Source organism: Cellulomonas sp. Root485, from assembly GCF_001426705.1.
Lineage (GTDB): Bacteria > Actinomycetota > Actinomycetes > Actinomycetales > Cellulomonadaceae > Cellulomonas.
On the sequence record NZ_LMFC01000001.1, the window covers coordinates 1,780,790 to 1,798,773 of the forward strand.

At 72.8% G+C, this 17,984-nt stretch carries 14 protein-coding genes; all 14 read right to left on the reverse strand.

Going from position 1 to position 17,984, the window contains the following annotated elements:
- Positions 1-86: 86 nt before the first annotated feature.
- Positions 87-1,553 carry a glutamate synthase subunit beta gene (locus tag ASD16_RS08145; protein WP_055915190.1) on the reverse strand — a complete coding sequence of 489 codons (1,467 nt, stop codon included), beginning with the start codon at positions 1,551-1,553 and terminating at the stop codon, positions 87-89.
- A complete protein-coding gene (gltB, locus tag ASD16_RS08150) occupies positions 1,546-6,111 on the reverse strand; it encodes a glutamate synthase large subunit (RefSeq protein WP_055915194.1) in 4,566 nt (1,521 codons plus the stop codon). Before gltB ends, ASD16_RS08145 begins: the two co-directional genes overlap by 8 nt.
- A 151-nt stretch (positions 6,112-6,262) precedes the next feature.
- Complete coding sequence (lgt, locus tag ASD16_RS08155; protein WP_055915196.1) at positions 6,263-7,144, reverse strand: prolipoprotein diacylglyceryl transferase; 882 nt, start codon at positions 7,142-7,144, stop codon at positions 6,263-6,265.
- Positions 7,141-7,965, reverse strand: coding sequence for a tryptophan synthase subunit alpha (trpA, locus tag ASD16_RS08160; RefSeq protein ID WP_055915200.1), 825 nt, complete (start codon positions 7,963-7,965; stop codon positions 7,141-7,143). The genes lgt and trpA overlap by 4 nt, the downstream gene beginning before the upstream one ends.
- On the reverse strand, positions 7,962-9,239 hold the full coding sequence (gene trpB, locus ASD16_RS08165) for a tryptophan synthase subunit beta (protein WP_200942913.1): 1,278 nt from the start codon (positions 9,237-9,239) through the stop codon (positions 7,962-7,964). The genes trpA and trpB overlap by 4 nt, the downstream gene beginning before the upstream one ends.
- Before the next feature lie 35 nt (positions 9,240-9,274).
- Positions 9,275-10,087: an indole-3-glycerol phosphate synthase TrpC gene (trpC, locus tag ASD16_RS08170; RefSeq protein WP_055915203.1), complete on the reverse strand. Its 813-nt coding sequence runs from the start codon at positions 10,085-10,087 to the stop codon at positions 9,275-9,277.
- A 133-nt stretch (positions 10,088-10,220) separates the two neighbouring features.
- Positions 10,221-10,694: a DUF2752 domain-containing protein gene (locus tag ASD16_RS08175; RefSeq protein WP_235523170.1), complete on the reverse strand. Its 474-nt coding sequence runs from the start codon at positions 10,692-10,694 to the stop codon at positions 10,221-10,223.
- A gap of 1 nt (position 10,695) precedes the next feature.
- On the reverse strand, positions 10,696-11,208 hold the full coding sequence (locus ASD16_RS08180; RefSeq protein WP_055915205.1) for a DUF4190 domain-containing protein: 513 nt from the start codon (positions 11,206-11,208) through the stop codon (positions 10,696-10,698).
- Between the two features lie 59 nt (positions 11,209-11,267).
- Positions 11,268-11,573, reverse strand: a complete 306-nt coding sequence (locus ASD16_RS08185; RefSeq protein ID WP_055915208.1) for an HGxxPAAW family protein — start codon at positions 11,571-11,573, stop codon at positions 11,268-11,270.
- A gap of 80 nt (positions 11,574-11,653) precedes the next feature.
- Positions 11,654-12,262, reverse strand: a complete 609-nt coding sequence (locus ASD16_RS08190) for a Trp biosynthesis-associated membrane protein (RefSeq protein ID WP_055915211.1) — start codon at positions 12,260-12,262, stop codon at positions 11,654-11,656.
- Positions 12,259-13,836, reverse strand: a complete 1,578-nt coding sequence (locus ASD16_RS08195; protein WP_055915214.1) for an anthranilate synthase component I — start codon at positions 13,834-13,836, stop codon at positions 12,259-12,261. The genes ASD16_RS08190 and ASD16_RS08195 overlap by 4 nt, the downstream gene beginning before the upstream one ends.
- Positions 13,833-14,231, reverse strand: a complete 399-nt coding sequence (gene hisI / locus ASD16_RS08200) for a phosphoribosyl-AMP cyclohydrolase (protein ID WP_055915217.1) — start codon at positions 14,229-14,231, stop codon at positions 13,833-13,835. The genes ASD16_RS08195 and hisI overlap by 4 nt, the downstream gene beginning before the upstream one ends.
- Before the next feature lie 52 nt (positions 14,232-14,283).
- A complete protein-coding gene (locus ASD16_RS08205) occupies positions 14,284-16,101 on the reverse strand; it encodes an ABC transporter ATP-binding protein (RefSeq protein ID WP_055915219.1) in 1,818 nt (605 codons plus the stop codon).
- Entirely contained in the window at positions 16,098-17,948 is a 1,851-nt protein-coding gene (locus tag ASD16_RS08210) for an ABC transporter ATP-binding protein (RefSeq protein ID WP_055915222.1), read from the reverse strand. The genes ASD16_RS08205 and ASD16_RS08210 overlap by 4 nt, the downstream gene beginning before the upstream one ends.
- Positions 17,949-17,984: the final 36 nt, after the last annotated feature.

The following is a 17,984-nucleotide window of genomic DNA, read 5'->3' on the forward strand; positions in this document are numbered from 1 at the left end:
TGCCTTTCGTGTTTTCACGGGGACGGACCGAAAGTCCCGATCCGACCCTGTGGCCGGCCCGGTACGCGACTCGGTCGAGGGTGGGTTCAGGGGCGCAGCGCCACGGTGCTGGCGGTGACCGGGGCGGGCAGCTCGGTGCTGCCGGACAGGTAGGTGTCGACGGCGGCCGCTGCTGCGCGGCCCTCGGCGATCGCCCACACGATGAGTGACTGGCCACGGCCCGCGTCCCCCGCGACGAACACGCCGGGGACGGTCGTCGCGTAGTCGTCGGAGCGTGCGACGAGCCCGCGCGAGGTCAGCTCGATGCCGATCTGCTCGGTGAGCGGGTCGACCTCGGGGCCGGTGAAGCCCATCGCGACCAGGACCAGGTCCGCCGGGATCTCGCGCTCCGTGCCCGGCGTGGGCACGCGGCGACCGTCGGACAGGTACTCGGTCCTCGCCAGCGTGAGCGCCCGCACGGTGCCGGACTCGTCGCCGACGAACTCGACGGTGGACGCGAGGTAGTCGCGGTCGCCGCCCTCGGCGTGCGAGGACGACACCTCGAACAGGATCGGGTCGGTGGGCCACGGCTGGTGCTCGGGACGCTCCAGCGGCGGGCGCTTGCCGATGGCGAGCGTCGTCACCGACGCCGCACCCTGCCGCAGCGCGGTGCCGAGGCAGTCCGAGCCGGTGTCGCCGCCACCGATGATGATGACGTGCTTGCCCTCGGCGGTGATCTGGTCCGCGACCGGCTTGCCCGCGGCGACCGCGTTGGCCTGGTGCAGGAACTCCATGGCGACGTGCACGCCGCCCAGCTCCTTGCCCGGCACCTTCAGCTCGCGCGGCACGGTCGCACCGGTGGCGATCACGATCGCGTCGTAGCGCGCCTGGAGCTGCGGCCACGTGACGTCCCGACCCACCTCGACGCCGGGCCGGAACCGGGTGCCCTCGGCATCCATCTGCGCCAGACGGCGGTCGATGTGGACCTTCTCGAGCTTGAAGTCCGGCACGCCGTAGCGCAGCAGACCGCCGATGGCGTCGTCGCGCTCGTACACCGCGACGGTGTGCCCCGCCCGCGTCAGCTGCTGCGCGGCAGCCAGGCCCGCCGGGCCCGAGCCGACGACGGCGACCGTGTGGCCGGTGAGGCGCTGCGGCACCTGCGGCGTGACGTACCCGCGCTCGAACGCCTCGTCGATGATCGAGACCTCGACGTTCTTGATGGTCACGGGCGGCTGGTTGATGCCCAGCACGCAGCTCGACTCGCACGGTGCCGGGCAGATGCGACCCGTGAACTCCGGGAAGTTGTTGGTCGCGTGCAGGCGGTCGATGGCGTCCGACCACTGCCCGCGCCACACCAGGTCGTTCCACTCGGGGATGAGGTTCCCGAGCGGGCAGCCGTTGTGGCAGAACGGGATGCCGCAGTCCATGCAGCGGCCCGCCTGCTCCTTGAGGTACGGCTGGCCGTCCTGCAGGTGCTCGTGGACGTCCTTCCAGTCGCGCAGGCGGACCTCGACGGGGCGGTTGGGCGGGAGCTCACGGTCCCGCACCTTCAGGAAGCCGCGGGGGTCAGCCACGGGCCACCTCCAGGATCTGGTCCCACACGCCGGGCGCGGCGGGGTCGAGGCCGTCGGCCTCGGCCTGCGCGAGAGCGCGGCGGACGCGGGCGTACTCGGTGGGCAGCAGGCGCGTGAACCGCGCCCGGGTCGAGGGGAAGTCCTCGAGCAGCTGGGCGGCGACCGGCGAGCCGGTCTCGTCGAGGTGCGCGCGCAGGAGCGTCTGCACCACCACGGCGTCCTCGTCGTCGAGCGGGTCGAGCGCGAGCTCGTTCGTGCGCACGGCGTCGACGTTCACCAGGGCGGGCACCAGGTCCAGCACGTAGGCCGTGCCTCCGGACATGCCCGCGCCGAAGTTGCGGCCGGTCCGGCCGAGCACCAGGACGGTCCCACCGGTCATGTACTCGCACCCGTGGTCACCCACGCCCTCGACGACCAGCGTGGCGCCGGAGTTCCGGACGCCGAACCGCTCGCCGACCAGGCCGCGCAGGAAGACCTGCCCGGTGGTCGCGCCGTAGCCGATGACGTTGCCGGCCACCACGTTGTGCTCGCTCGACAGGGCGGCGTTGCGGTCGGGACGCACCACGATGCGCCCGCCGGACAGCCCCTTGCCGACGTAGTCGTTGGCGTCGCCGAACAGCCGCAGCGTGATGCCCCGCGGCAGGAACGCGCCGAACGACTGGCCGGCCGACCCGGTGAGCGTGACGTCGATGGTGTCGTCCGGCAGCCCGGCCCCGCCGAAGCGCTTGGTCACCTCGTGGCCGAGCATCGTGCCGACCGTCCGGTTGACGTTGCGGACCGGCAGGTCGATCCGGACCGGCTCGCTGCGCTCGAGGGCGTCGCCGGCGAGCGCGATCAGGCGGTTGTCGAGCGCACGGTCCAGACCGTGGTCCTGGTCCTTGGTGTGGTGCAGCTCCGTGCCGGCGACGGGCGACGGGACGGCGAGCACCGGCGCCAGGTCCAGACCCGAGGCCTTCCAGTGGTCGATCGCCGCACGCGTGTCCAGGAGCTCGACGTGGCCGACGGCCTCCAGCAGCGTGCGGAAGCCCAGCTGCGCAAGCAGCGCCCGGACCTCCTCGGCGATGAACTCCATGAAGGTCACGACGAACTCGGGCTTGCCGGTGAACCGCGCGCGCAGCTCCGGGTTCTGCGTGGCGACACCCACCGGGCAGGTGTCGAGGTGGCAGACGCGCATCATGACGCAGCCGGAGACGACGAGCGGCGCGGTGGCGAAGCCGAACTCCTCGGCGCCGAGCAGCGCACCGATCACCACGTCGCGGCCGGTCTTGAGCTGGCCGTCCACCTGGACGACCACGCGGTCGCGCAGGTTGTTGAGCACCAGGGTCTGCTGCGTCTCCGCGAGACCGATCTCCCACGGGGTGCCCGCGTGCTTGAGCGACGTCAGCGGGCTCGCGCCGGTGCCGCCGTCGTGACCCGAGATGAGCACGACGTCCGAGTGCGCCTTGGCCACGCCCGCCGCGATCGTGCCGACACCGAACTCGCTGACGAGCTTGGTGTGGATCCGGGCGCGCGGGTTCGCGTTCTTGGCGTCGTGGATCAGCTGCGCCAGGTCCTCGATCGAGTAGATGTCGTGGTGCGGCGGCGGCGAGATGAGGCCCACCCCGGGCGTCGAGTGCCGGGTCCGGCCGATCCACGGGTACACCTTGTTGCCGGGCAGCTGACCGCCCTCGCCGGGCTTGGCGCCCTGGGCGAGCTTGATCTGGATGTCGTCCGCGTTGGTCAGGTACTCGCTGGTGACGCCGAACCGGCCGGAGGCGATCTGCTTGATGGCCGACCGGCGCGCCGGGTCGTGCAGGCGCTCCGGGTCCTCGCCGCCCTCACCGGTGTTCGACTTGCCACCGATGCTGTTCATGGCGATCGCGAGCGTCTCGTGCGCCTCCATGGAGATCGAGCCGTACGACATCGCCCCCGTGTTGAAGCGCTTGACGATCTCGCTGACCGGCTCGACCTCGTCCAGCGGGACGGGGGTGCGCTCGCCCTCCTTGAAGGCCAGCAGACCGCGCAGGGTCATCAGGCGCGACGACTGCTCGTCCACCCGGTTGGTGTACTGCTGGAAGACGTCGAACTGCCGCGTCCGCGTGGAGTGCTGGAGCCGGAACACCGTCTCCGGGTCGAACAGGTGGTCCTCGCCGTCCCGGCGCCACTGGTACTCGCCACCGACCGCGAGCCGCAGGTGCGCCTGCCGGTTGCCGCTGGCGGGGTAGGCGTCCGCGTGCCGCGCCGCGACCTCGGCCGCGATGACGTCCAGGCCGATGCCGCCGAGGCGGCTCGTGGTGCCCGTGAAGTACTTGTCCACCAGCGGCTGCGACAGCCCGATGGCCTCGAACACCTGCGCACCGCGATAGGACGCGATCGTGGAGATGCCCATCTTCGACATCACCTTGAGCACGCCCTTGCCGAGCGCCTTGATCAGGTTGGCGACGGCCTTCTCCGGACCGACGCCCGTGAGGTAGCCGGCCCGCGCGAGGTCCTCGACGGTCTCCATCGCGAGGTACGGGTTGACGGCCGCCGCGCCGTAGCCGATCAGCAGCGCGACGTGGTGCACCTCGCGCACGTCACCGGCCTCGACGACGAGCGAGATCTGCGTGCGCGTGTGCCGGCGCAGCGTGTGGTGGTGCACCGCGCTGAGCAGCAGCAGCGACGGGATGGGCGCCAGGTCCGCGTCCGAGTTCCGGTCCGACAGGACCAGGAAGCTCACACCGTCGGCGACGGCCGCGTCGACCTCGGCGAAGATCTCCTCGAGACGCGCCTCGAGGGCCTCTCCCCCACCGCTGACCTTGTAGAGCCCGCGGATGATGGTCGACCGGTAGCCGAGCGACGGCGACTTGGCGACGTGCACGATCTTCGCCAGCTGGTCGTTGTCGATCACGGGGAACGGCAGGATCAGCTTGCGGGCGTGCCCCGGGCCGTCCTCCAGGAGGTTGGGCTCCGGGCCGATGGCGCCGCCGATCGCGGTCACCAGCTCCTCCCGGATGGCGTCCAGCGGCGGGTTGGTCACCTGGGCGAACATCTGCGTGAAGTAGTCGAAGAGCATCCGCGGCCGGGTCGAGAGCACCGCGACCGGCGTGTCCGAGCCCATCGCACCCAGCGGCTCCGCGCCCGCGGCGGCCATGGGGCTGAGCAGGATCTTCAGCTCCTCCTCGGTGTACCCGAAGGCACGCTGCCGGCGACGCACCGACGCGGCCGAGTGGGCCACGTGCTCGCGCTCGGGCAGCTGCTGGAGGTACACGGAGTTGTCCCGCACCCAGTCCGCGTACGGACGCTGCGCGGCCAGGGAGGACTTGATCTCCTGGTCGTCGATGATCCGGCCCTTGCCGGTGTCCACGAGGAACATGCGGCCGGGCTCGAGACGGCCCTTCGCCACGATCGTCGCGGGGTCGATGTCGAGCACCCCGGCCTCCGACGCGCACACGACCAGCCCGTCCTCGGTCACCCAGTACCGGCCGGGGCGCAGCCCGTTGCGGTCCTGCACCGAGCCGATCAGGGTGCCGTCCGTGAACGTGATCGCCGCCGGCCCGTCCCACGGCTCCATAAGGGTCGAGTGGTACTCGTAGAACGCGCGGCGCGACGGCTCCATCTGGGCGTGGTTCTCCCACGCCTCCGGGATCATCATCATGACCGCGTGCGGCAGGGTCCGCCCCGCCAGGTGCAGCAGCTCGAGCACCTCGTCGAAGCTGCCCGAGTCCGAGCCGCCGGGCGTACAGACCGGCAGCAGCGGCGCCAGGTCACCCAGCTCGTCGCTCGCCAGCGTGCCCTCGCGGGCCGCCATCCAGTTGCGGTTGCCACGGACGGTGTTGATCTCGCCGTTGTGGGCGATCATCCGGAACGGCTGCGCGAGCGGCCACGAGGGGAACGTGTTCGTCGAGAAGCGCGAGTGCACCAGCGCGATCTCGGAGGCGTACCGCGGGTCCGACAGGTCCGCGAAGAACGGCTCGAGCTGCCCGGTGGTCAGCATGCCCTTGTACGCGATCGTGCGGGCCGACAACGACGCGAAGTACAGGCCGTGCTCCCGCTCCGCGCGCTTGCGCAGGCGGTAGGCGCGGCGGTCCAGGTCGATGCCGGACAGCTCCCGGGACGGGTCCGCGACGACGAGCTGGCGGAACACGGGCATGGAGGCCCGCGCCGTCGGTCCGACGAGGTCCGCCGTCACCACGACCTCGCGCCACGCCAGGACGTCGAGCTTCTCCTCGGCCGCGATGGACTCCAGGGCCGCGACGGCGACGCGCTGCTCCGTCTCGTCGACGGGCAGGAACGCCATGCCGATCGCGTAGAAGCCGGCCGGCGGGAGCTCGGCGTCGACCACGTCGCGCAGGAACGCGTCGGGGATCTGCGTGAGGATGCCGGCGCCGTCTCCGCTGTCCTCCTCGGCGCCCACGGCACCGCGGTGGTCAAGGTTGAGCAGCGCGGTCAGGCCCGCGTCGACGATGTCCCGACCGGGTGTGCCGCGCAGCGTGGCGACGAAGGCGAATCCGCACGCGTCGTGCTCGGCAGCGGGGTCGTAGAGACCCTGCGGCAGCGGCGCGCGTACTGCGCCAAGGCTCGCGGGCGACGTCGACATCTGCACCGTCCTCACGGTCCCCGACGAGGTCGGGGAATTGCACGAACAAGGGGGGAACGGGGACGTCGTCGGCCCAGTCATGGTGACGATACAGCGCGGTGGATGGACCGCCCGCATCGGGTGCGGAGCAGGGTGACCGCTCGCCCGCGGGTCAGCGGGCGGGATCGGTCGCGATCTCCTCGTCGTCCTGCACGGTGGGGGGTGCCAGCAGGAGGGTCGTGTCACGTCCTGGGTGCCGGCGCCCGACCACCACGAACGCTACCAGCGCCCCGAGGCCGACGATGATCGACGTCCAGACGTTGATCCGCAGACCCAGGAACTCGTGCGCCGGGTCGATGCGGAGCATCTCGATCCAGAGCCGGCCGCTGGTGTAGATCACGACGTAGAGCAGGAACACGCGCCCGTAGCCGAGCTGGAGCTTGCGGTCGAGCCAGATCAGCAGGGCCGCACCGGCCAGGTTCCAGACCATCTCGTAGAGGAACGTCGGGTGGTACAGCGTGCCCGCGGGGTCGCCGACGGGCATGTGGGCGGCGTCGATGCGCAGCCCCCAGGGCAGTGTCGTCGGGCCGCCGTACAGCTCCTGGTTGAACCAGTTGCCGAGTCGGCCGATCGCCTGGGCCACGAGCAGGCCGGGGGCCAGCGCGTCGGCCCACGGGGCGAGCCTGACGCCCTGCCTGCGGCAGCCGATCCAGGCACCGACTCCCCCGAGCGCGACCGCTCCCCAGATGCCGAGGCCGCCCTCCCAGATGTACAGGGCGCGGACGGGGTCCCCGCCGACGCCGAAGTACGCGTCGGGCGAGGTGATCACATGGTAGATCCGGCCGCCGACGATGCCGAACGGCACGGCCCAGAACGCGATCTCCAGGGTGGTGTCCGGCTCGCCCCCGCGCTCGATCCACCGGCGCCGCGTCATCCACAGCGCCACGACGATGCCGAGCAGGATCGCGAACGCGTACGCGCGCAGCGGGAACGGGCCGAGGTGCCAGACGCCGGTCGACGGGCTCGGGATCGCGAGCGGCAGCACGGCGCTCACGGCGCGCTCCTCGTCGCTGACCGGACGCCCTCGGCGAGGTCAGCCGTCAGGCGGGCCAACGCTCCTCGCCCGGCCGCGTCGTCGGCCGCGTCCAGCAGCGTGCGCACGAGCGCCGAGCCGACGATCACGCCGTCGGCGTACCGGGCGATCTCGGCGGCCTGCTCGGGCCGGGAGACGCCGAGCCCGACACACACGCGCTCGGCACCGGCCGCGCGGGTGTGGGCGACGAGCTCTTCCGCCTTCGAGCCGACCGTCGCGCGCTCGCCCGTCACGCCCATGGTGGAGGCCGCGTAGACGAACCCGCGGGAGGCGGCCGCCGTGGAGGCCAGCCGCTCGGGCGTCGAGCTGGGCGCGACCAGGAACACGCGGTCCAGGCCGTGCGCGTCCGAGGCGGCGATCCAGTCGCCTGCCTCGTCGGGGATGAGGTCGGGAGTGATGAGCCCGGCGCCGCCGGCTGCCGCGAGGTCCCGCGCGAACGCGTCGACCCCGTAGCGCAGCACCAGGTTCCAGTACGTCATCACGAGGATGGGCGCACCGCGTCCGGCGACCTGCTCGACCGCGCGGATGGTGTCGCCCACCTTGGTCCCCCCGGCCAGCGCCGCGTCGACCGCGCGCTGGACGGTGGGACCGTCCATGACGGGGTCGCTGTACGGCACGCCGAGCTCCACGACGTCGGCGCCGGCGTCGATCATCGTGCGGACAGCCGCCACGGACCCGTCGACCGTCGGGTAGCCCACCGGCAGGTAGCCGATCAGCGCCGGGCGCCCGAGGGCGTCGAGGTGCTCCGCCACCTGGGACCGGACCGCAACCGCGCCGCTCACAGCTGTTCTCCCTGATCAGCCAGCACGACGGGCTCGTCCTCGATGAGGTCGAACCATGCCGCAGCGGTGGCCACGTCCTTGTCCCCGCGTCCCGAGAGGTTGATCAGCAGCACCGGCTCGTGGCCGTCGTCGCCGGTCCAGCCCGCCAGCTCGTCGCCCAGCTGGATGGCGCCCGCCAGGGCGTGCGCGGACTCGATCGCCGGGATGATCCCCTCGGTCCGGCACAGGATACGGAACGCCTCCATGGCCTCGTCGTCGGTCACCGGCCGGTACTCCGCACGCCCGATGTCGTGCAGCCAGGCGTGCTCGGGCCCGACGCTCGGGTAGTCCAGACCGGCCGACACCGAGTGGCTGGGCAGCGTCTGCCCGTCCTCGTCCTGCAGCAGGTACGACTTGGCGCCGTGCAGCACCCCGGGCTCCCCGCCCGAGAACCGTGCGGCGTGCCGGCCCGAGGAGATCCCCGCGCCGCCCGCCTCGAAGCCGAAGAGGCGCACGCCCGGGTCGTCGAGGAACGCGTTGAAGATGCCCATCGCGTTCGACCCGCCGCCCACGCACGCGGCGACCGCGTCGGGCAGCCGCCCGATCTCCTCGAGGAGCTGCGCCTTGGCCTCCTCGCCGATGATCTTGTGGAAGTCGCGCACCATCTCGGGGAACGGGTGCGGCCCCGTGACGGTGCCGAGCAGGTAGTGCGTCGTGTCGACGTTGGCCACCCAGTCGCGCAGCGCCTCGTTGATCGCGTCCTTGAGCGTCCTCGTCCCGATGGTCACGGGGATCACCTCGGCGCCGAGCAGCCGCATGCGCGCGACGTTGAGCGCCTGCCGGCGCGTGTCCTCCTCGCCCATGTAGACGACGCACTCGAGGTCGAGCAGTGCGGCAGCCGTCGCGGTCGCCACGCCGTGCTGACCCGCGCCCGTCTCCGCGATCACGCGCGTCTTGCCCATGCGCTTGACCAGCAGGGCCTGCCCGAGCACGTTGTTGATCTTGTGCGAGCCCGTGTGGTTGAGGTCCTCGCGCTTGAGGAACACCCGCACGCCCGGCGCGACGTGCTGCGCGAAGCGCGGCACCTCGGTCAGCGGGCTGGGCCGGCCGGTGTAGGTGCGGTGCAACCGCGCGAGCTCACGCCCGAACGCCGGGTCCGCCAACGCCTTGTGGTACGCCGTGTCCAGCTCGTCCAGCGCCGCGATCAGCGCCTCGGGCACGAACCGGCCGCCGAACTCGCCGAAGTACGGTCCGGCGTGGGTGGACAGCGGGCCACTCGCGGTGGCCTCGAGCAGCTTCTCCGACAGGGCCTCGACGGTCGGCCGACCGGTCACTGGCGCACCGCCCGCAGAGACGGATGGGCACCCGCTGCGACGAGGTCGGCGACCGACTCGCGCGGGGCGTCGTCCGTGACCAGCGCCTCGCCGACGAGCACGGCGTCCGCACCGGCGCGGGCGTAGTCCATGACGTCGTGCGGCCCGCGGACCCCGGACTCGGCGATCTTGACGATGTGCGACGGGATGGCCGGCGCCACCCGGGCGAACGTGGTGCGGTCCACCTCGAGCGAGCGCAGGTCACGGGCGTTGACGCCGATCACGCGGGCACCCGCGTCGGCGGCCCGGGAGACCTCCTCGACGTCGTGCACCTCGACCAGGGCGGTCATGCCCAGGGAGTGCACGCGCTCGACGAGGGACTCGAGCACGGTCTGCTCCAGGGCAGCCACGATGAGGAGCACGAGGTCGGCGCCGTGCGCGCGGGCCTCCCACACCTGGTACGGCGTGACGACGAAGTCCTTGCGCAGGACCGGGATGTCCACCCGGGCGCGGACGGCGTCGAGGTCCGCCAGCGAGCCGTGGAACCGGCGCTCCTCGGTGAGCACCGAGATGACCGCGGCGCCACCCTTCTCGTACTCGGCCGCGAGGGCCGCGGGGTCCTTGATGGTGGCGAGCGCTCCCTTGCTGGGGCTCGAGCGCTTCACCTCGGCGATCACCCGGACCGCGTCCTCGGCGCGCAGGCGACCCACGCACTCGATCGCGGACTCTCGGCGGCGGGCCCGCTCCTTCACCGTCGCGAGCGGCGTGGCCTGCTCCCGGACGGCGAGGTCCTGCCTGACTCCCGCGACGATGTCGTCCAGCACGGTCATCGAGAACTCACCTTCTCCCCCGGTCGGTTCCGGACCTGCTGCTCGCCGTCGGTCGTGGCGGCGGTCCAGTGAGCCATCGTAGAACGGTCCCGGAGTGACCCCGACCACAGGTCAGTTGCTGGGACACGCCTCCTCACGGAGCCAGCCACGGAGCCAGCACAGGGAGGTTGCGCGCCACCCCGAACCCGACCACCACCACCAGGAGCAGCCACGCCGCCCAGGTGGGTGCGGGCCCCACGCGGCGACCTCGCGCCGCGCGGGCGACCCAGCGCCCCCACAGCGCGACCACGAGCGGCACGGCGAGCACCCACAGCGGGTTCATCGACCAGGCTCCGGCCAGGTCGGCGTGCGCCAGGTCGTGGGTCGCCCGCAGCCCGCCGCACGCCGGGCACAGGATGCCCGTCAGCGCGAACAGCGGGCAGCCTCCGTAGCTCCCCGTCACGTGCGGGTCCCGCACGGCGAGCAGCACCGTCGCGGCCGCGACCACCCCCGCGGTGACGAGCGGTGCCACCAGGGACGCACGACGGCCCGCCGCGTCCGACGCGGGTGCGTCGGACGGCAGCGGGCCGGTCGGCAGTACCTGCGGACCGTCGTCGACGGTCGGCACGTCAGTAGCCCGAGTTGTAGCCCTCGTTGAACGCGTCCCGGAAGTCGGCGTTCGCGAACAGCACGGCGAAGAGGATGATGCCGAGCACCGAGAGCGCGATCGCGATCCAGCCGAGGATGACGCCGGCCGTCGCCATGCCACCGTTGTTCGCCTCGCCGCGCGCGACCGCCTTCTTGGCGTTGTTGCCGACGATCACCGCCGGGATGCCGGTGAGGAAGCCGCACGAGAGCACGAACGACACGATGCCGAGCACCAGCGACCAGACCGCGAGGCTGTTCTTCGGGTAGACGGCGCCGTAGCCACCACCAGGCTGCCCGTAGCCGCTCGGAGCAGAGCCGTAGGGGGCCGCGGAAGGGTACTGCGGCGCACCGGCGCCCGGGTACGGAGGCGGCGCGGCTGGTCCCTGGGAGTACGGCGGTGGTGCGGCGGGGTACTGCGGGGCCCCGCCGGGGTCCTGCGGCGGCTGTGGGTCTCCGCTCCCGTACGGGTTCTGCGGCTCGTTGGGGGTCGACATCGGTCCTCCTCGGTCGCGTGCGCTCACCCTGTCCGGGCGGCGGTGGAGCTGGGTGCGGGTCAGTGCCCGCCGGTACGTGCCTGACGGGCACGCGTCTTGTCGCCGCCCTGACCGTGACCGGACGCCTGCAGCGCCTTGCCGGCGATCAGGCCGGCCGCGACGAGCGCCATGCCGAGCCAGAACAGCCAGACCATCGCGAACAGGACGCCGAGGCCGGCGATGGTGAACGCGATGACCACCGAGTACGTGGTGACCCAGGCGGCGAGCGTCTTCCCGTGGTTGGTCGGGGCGGCCGTCGGCGGCAGGTGCATCGTCTCGGTCGTCGTGGCGTTCTGCGCGCGGTGCGCGAGGGTGTTGTCAGCCATCAGTGTGGTGCCCTTCGTGCTCGGTTCTGCGCTCACCCTATCCGACCGTCCCGGTGCGGCCCGGCATGCGCCGCCGCACGTCAGGACGGGTCGTCACCACGGCTGAGCGCGTCCCAGTCGGACCGTTCGTCGGGCTTCTCGTCAATCACCGCTGCGGCCTCCGCAGCCCTGCTCCCCGGCGCGACCTCGTGCCGCTGGGACGGCCCCGACCACGCACGTGAGGCGCGCACGAACCAGATGCCGGCCAGGGCGTCGAGGATCCCGGTGCCGACGGCGAGCCACGGCCAGACGGTCGTCGTGACCGGGCCCGCCAGCGTTCCGACGCCCGTCTCGGCGGCGACCACCGGCGTGACCGCCGCGACCGGGTCCGTCGTCGCCCCGAGCGTGGTGGCCACGACGAGCACGCCGCACGCGACCACGACGGCGGCCACGACCCAGCGGCCCGCTCGCCCGACCAGTCCCACCGCGGCGGCGGCCGCGAGGATCGCGACCGCGGCCGCCAGGACGGCCGGAGCCGCCTGAGAGCCGCTGACCTCGACCGTCACCGTGCCCTGCAGCGCGGTCGTGCCCGTCGTCGTGAACCACGTGGGCACCGCGACGACCGCGGTCAGGCCCGCCAGGACGAGCAGGGCACCCGCCGCCCGTCCTCGGCCGGACCGGCGGCGGCCGGCGCCCTGCGGGACGGTCACGCGCCCGCTCGGCGCAGCCGGGACGCGATCTGCACGGCACGCACGGCCGCGGCCGCCTTGTTGCGCGACTCCTCGTACTCCAGCGCGGGCACGGAGTCCGCGACGATGCCGCCGCCGGCCTGCACGCTCGCCCGCCCGTCGCGGATCAGCGCCGTGCGGATGGCGATGGCCATGTCCATGTCACCGGCGAAGTCGAAGTAGCCGACCGTGCCGCCGTAGATGCCGCGGCGGGCGGGCTCGATCTCGTCGATGAGCGCGATCGCACGCGGCTTGGGCGCCCCCGAGAGCGTCCCGGCGGGGAACGTCGCGACGAGCGTCTGGAGGGCGGTCGCGCCCTCGCGCAGGCGCCCGACGACCGTCGAGCAGATGTGCATGATGTGGGAGTACCTCTTGACCGCCATGAACTCGACGACCTCGACGCTGGCCGGCTCGCACACCTTGACCAGGTCGTTGCGGGACAGGTCGACCAGCATGATGTGCTCGGCCCGCTCCTTGGGGTCGGCGAGCACCTCGTCCTGCAGCCGGCGGTCCTCGTCGGGGGTGGCGCCGCGGGGGCGCGAGCCGGCGATGGGGAACGTCACGACGCGTCCCGCGGTCACCTTCACGAGGGTCTCCGGGCTCGACCCGACGACGGCGAAGTCGCGACCGTCGGCGTCCTGCAGCTGCAGGTAGTACATGTACGGGCTCGGGTTGATGGTGCGCAGCACCCGGTAGACGTCGATCGGTTCCGCCGGGCAGTCGAGGTCCAGGCGCTGCGAGATGACCACCTGGAACACGTCGCCGTCACGGATGGCCTCCTGACCGGTCCGCACCGCGTCCTCGAAGTCCTGCCGGGTGGACCGGAACGCCAGCTCGGGCTCCGCGACGTCCGCCAGGACCGCGACCGCGGACTCGGTCGGTCGCAGCAGCGCGGCCTCCATCGCGTCGATCCGCGCGACGGCGTCGGCGTGCGCGTCGTCCACCCGTTCGTCGGTGTCGTCGAAGTTGATCGCGTTCGCGATGAGCCAGACCGACCCGTCGTGGTGGTCGACGACCGCCAGGTCCGTGGCCAGCAGCAGCGTCAGCTCGGGCACGCCCAGCTCGTCGGGCGCGTTCGCGGGCAGCGTCGGCTCCCAGTGCCGGACGATGTCCCAGCCCAGGGCACCCACGAGCCCGCTGGTCAGGGGTGGCAGACCGGCGATCGCGGGGGTGCGGAGCGCGTCGAGCGTGCGCTCGAGGACGTCGAGCGCGTCACCGTCCGTGGGGACGCCGACGGGGACGTCACCGACCCAGACGGCCGACCCGTCCCGGACGGTCAGGGTGGCGCGCGAGCGGACGCCGACGAAGGAGTACCGGTCCCAGCTCCCTGCGGCCTCGGCCGACTCGAGGATGAACGTCCCGGGTCGCCCCGCCGCGAGCGTGCGGTAGAGGCCGACGGGCGTGACGTCGTCGGCGAGGAGCCGGCGCGCGACGGGGATGACCCGGCGGTCGCGCGCCAGGCCCCGGAACACCTCGAGCGACGGCCACGTGCCACCCCAGGGAACCTCCGCCGCAGCGACGTCCGTGGGAACAGCGGGCACAGCGGGCGCGGTCACGACAGCTCTCCGTTCTCGGGGCGGGTGCCGACGACCGCGGACAGCGGGCCGCCGGCGTCGAAGCAGGTGTGCGCGCCGGTGTGGCAGGCGGCACCGACCTGGTCGACCTCGACGAGCAGCGCGTCGCCGTCGCAGTCGATGCTCACGGACTTCACGTACTGGGCGTGACCGGACGTGTCGCCCTTGCGCCAGTACTCCTGGCGCGAGCGGCTCCAGAACACGACGCGGCCGCTGGTCAGCGTCCGGCGCAGCGCCTCGTCGTCCATCCAGCCGAGCATGAGGACCTCGCGCGAGTCGTGCTGCTGCACGATCGCTGCCACCAGACCGTGGTCGTCGTGCTTGAGGCGCGCGGCGACGGCGGGATCGAGGGTCGGTGCGGAGGGGCTCGAAGACACGCACCGATCCTGCCACGCAGCCGCGTGCCGGACGGACCCGTCCCACCAGCCGTCAGCGGGTCTGCGACACCCAGGCGGCGTGCATCGCGGCGTAGTGACCGTCGCGCGCCACCAGGTCGTCGTGGTGCCCGACCTCGACCACACGGCCCGCATCGACCACCACCACCGTGTCGGCCGCCTCCGCCGTGGACAGCCGGTGCGCGATCGTCAGGGTGCTGCGGCCGCGCGTGAGCGAGTCCAGCGCGCGCGCGATCCGGACCTCGGTGGCCGGGTCCACCGCCGAGGTCGCCTCGTCGAGCAGCAGCAGGTCCGCCTCCGCCAGGTAGGCACGGGCGAGCGCGACCAGCTGCCGCTCCCCCGCAGACAGGGACTCGCCCCGCTGGCCGACGGGAGTGTCGAGGCCGTCGGCCAGCTCGTCCACCCAGCCGTCCAGGCCGAGCGCCTCGATGGCGGCGCGGATCCGCACGTCGTCGTCCTGCGCAGTGGTCGTCCCGTCCTCGTGGCGCAGACCGTAGGCGACGTTCTGCGCGAGGGTGCCGTCGAACAGGAAGCCCTCCTGCGGGACCAGCACGACGCGACGCCGCAGGTCCGCGACGGCGATGTCCCGCAGGTCCACCCCGTCGAGCAGGACGGAACCCCCGGTGGGGTCCATGAACCGGGCGACGAGCTTGGCGATCGTCGTCTTGCCCGATCCCGTCGCGCCGACGACCGCGACGGACGTCCCGGCGGGGATCGCGACGTCGACCTCCCGCAGCACCGGCGGACCGTCCGGGTAGGAGAAGTCCACCGCGCGCAGCTCGACGTGGGCAGGGCCGCGGGGGCTGGGCACGCCGTCCGCGCCCGGGTCGACCACCTCGACCGGCGTCTCCAGGACCCCGAGCACGCGGCGCCACCCGGCGACGGCGTTCTGCAGCTCGTTGAGGATCTCGGTGGCCATCTGCACCGGGCCGGTGAAGAGCTGGACGAGGAACAGGAAGGCCAGCAGGCGGCCAACCGACATCTCCCCGGCTATCCCGAGGTAGGTCCCGGCGACGACGACCAGCGCCAGGACGAGGTTGGCGACGAGCACGCCGCTGGAGAACACGAGGGCGACCAGGTTCTGCGCCCGCACCATCGCCGCACGGGTGGCGGCGACCGCGGCGTCGATCCGGCGCTGCGTGCGCTCGGCGACCCCGTACGCCCGGATGGTCTCGGCGCCGACGACGGCCTCGGAGATGGCGCCGAGCATCCCGCCGACGCGCTCACGCACCGCCGTGTACCGGGCGTTGACGCGCTTCTGCAACGGCTGGAGCAGCACGAAGAGCGGCACGAACCCCGCCCACACGATCAGGGTCAGCTGCCAGGAGTAGACCGCCATCAGCACCGTCGCCACCGCGATCTGCAGCACGGAGACGAGCAGCATGATCCCGCCCCACTGCACGAACAGCGAGATCGTGTCGACGTCGGACGTCACGCGCGAGACCAGCGACCCCCGCCGCTCGGTGTTCTGCGTCAGCACCGACAGGTCGTGCACGTGCCGGAACGCCCGGGTGCGCAGCGCCAGCAGCCCGCTCTCGCTCGACCGGAACAGCCGCACGTTGACGTAGGCCGAGCACACCGCCGCGATCAGGAGCCCGACGGCGGCCAGGCCGGCGAGCGCCATGACCCGCGACACGTCCGGACCCCCCTCCGCGAGGATGCCCGTGTCGACGGTCTGCTGCACCGCGATCGGCACGAGCACCCGCCCGATCGACGCGATCACCGCGAGCAGCACCGTGACCTGCCAGCCGACCAGCAGCTGCGGGGAGACCTGCACGCCGCGGCGCAACGTCGCGAGCACCCCGAGGGTGCTGGCGGGGGCGAACCGGTGGCTGCCGTTCGGCTCGGTCATGCCAGGTCCTCCACGACCTCGAGGGCCTCCTCGTCCGCGGCCTCGGCGGCGCGGCGCGCGGTCTCCTGCTCGTACGCGGTCGCCAGGGCGCGGTAGCCGTCGTCGCGGGCGAGGAGCTCGTCGTGGGTGCCGCGGTCGACGACCCGACCGCCGTCGATGTGCACGACCTCGTCGGCCAGCAGGACGGACGACATCCGGTAGGCGACGAGCAGCACCGTCGGACCGCTCCCTGCAGCCTCGCTGCGCAGCCCCCGCAGGATCGCCTGCTCGATGCGCGGGTCGACCGCGGAGGTCGCGTCGTCGAGCACGAGGACGGCAGGCCGGCGGACCAGCGCGCGGGCGAGCGCGAGGCGCTGGCGCTGACCGCCCGACAGGTTCGCGCCACGCTCGCCCAGGGGTGCGTCGAGTCCGCCGGGCAGGGCCCGCACGACGTCGTCGACGCGGGCGAGGCGCAACGCGTCCCAGACCGCGTCGTCGTCCGGCGACCCCGGTTCACCGTCGTCGGCGAGCGTGACGTTCGAGCGCACGGTGTCCTCGAACACGAACGTCGACTGGGCCACCAGCGCGACGTGCCGCGCGAGGTCGGCCGGTGGCACGTCGCGCAGGTCGAGCCCGTCGACCCGGACCGAGCCCCGGGACGGGTCGTACAGGCGGCTGACCAGGGAGACGAGCGTCGTCTTGCCCGCACCGGTCGGGCCGACGACCGCGATGGTGCGGCCGGCCGGCACGTCGAGGTCGACGTCGTGCAGCAGCTCGAGCTCCCCACCACCGGGCAGCGCGACGGAGCGGCTCACCTCACGCAGCTCCACCCGGGCACCGCCGACGGGCTCCCACGGCGTGCTGCCCACGCTGAGCGCCCCGTGCGAGTCGATCACCCGGGCGATCCGGTCGTACCCGACGAGCGCCCGCGGCAGCTCCCCCAGCACCCAGCCGAACGCACGCACGGGCACGGCGAGCAGGGTCAGCAGGTAGGCCGCCGCGACGACGTCCCCGGTCCCGATGTGGCCCTCGCTGATCTGCACGGTCCCCACCACGAGCACGAGCAGGGTCCCGAGGCTCGGCAGCAGGTCGATGACCGGGTCGAACAGCGCCCGCACCACACCGACGCGGACGTTCGCGTGGCGCAGCTCGGTGGCCCGCTCGGCGAACCTGGCCTCCTCGCGCGCCTCCGTGCCCAGCGACGTGACGAGCACGGCGGCCTCGAAGCTCTCGTGCGCGATGTCGGCCACCTCGGCCCGCAGCTGCTGGGCGCGGATCGCCGCCGGTGACATCCGGTTCTGGAACACGACGTTCGCGACCACCGCGAGCGGCAGGACGATCAGCGCGGCGAGCGCCAGCCAGATGTCGGTCCGCACCAGCTCGACGGTCGCGACGACCATCATCACGACGACCCCGATGGCGAACGGCAAGGGGTTGAAGATCGACGTCGCCGCCTCGACGTCCGCGCTGGCGTTCGAGAGCAGCTGGCCCGTCGGGTGCTCGCGGTGCCACGACATCGGCAGCCGCAGGTACTGGCGGGTGACGCCGGTCCGGTGGTCCTCCTGGATCAGGGCGAACCCCCGTCCCGCGTACATCCGGCGGGCCGCGACCGTCAGGGCGAGGGACACCGCGACCAGCGCGATCGCGCCGCCCGCGAGCCAGATCCGGTCCCGTGCCTCGCTCGAGCCGGCCAGCGCCGGCACGACGACCTGGTCCGTCACGGCACCGAGCACGCGGCTGACCCCGACCGTGAGGGCACCGAAGAGCGCGGACGTCCCGATGGCCAGGACGTAGGTGCGGGGGTGCGCTCGCAGCCCTCGACCGAGCAGCTGGACGGCGCGTCGCGGCACGGAGCCGGTGAGCGCCATCGACCGGGACGGCTCGTCTCGCGTGGGCACGACAGG

Excerpts from the sequence above, each read along its gene's own strand:
- gltB (WP_055915194.1), bottom strand. The coding sequence starts at position 6,111 with ATGTCGACGTCGCCCGCGAGCCTTGGCGCAGTACGCGCGCCGCTGCCG.
- trpC (WP_055915203.1), bottom strand. The coding sequence starts at position 10,087 with ATGACCGTGCTGGACGACATCGTCGCGGGAGTCAGGCAGGACCTCGCC.
- ASD16_RS08180 (WP_055915205.1), bottom strand. The coding sequence starts at position 11,208 with ATGTCGACCCCCAACGAGCCGCAGAACCCGTACGGGAGCGGAGACCCA.
- ASD16_RS08185 (WP_055915208.1), bottom strand. The coding sequence starts at position 11,573 with ATGGCTGACAACACCCTCGCGCACCGCGCGCAGAACGCCACGACGACC.
- ASD16_RS08205 (WP_055915219.1), bottom strand. The coding sequence starts at position 16,101 with ATGACCGAGCCGAACGGCAGCCACCGGTTCGCCCCCGCCAGCACCCTC.
- ASD16_RS08210 (WP_055915222.1), bottom strand. The coding sequence starts at position 17,948 with ATGGCGCTCACCGGCTCCGTGCCGCGACGCGCCGTCCAGCTGCTCGGT.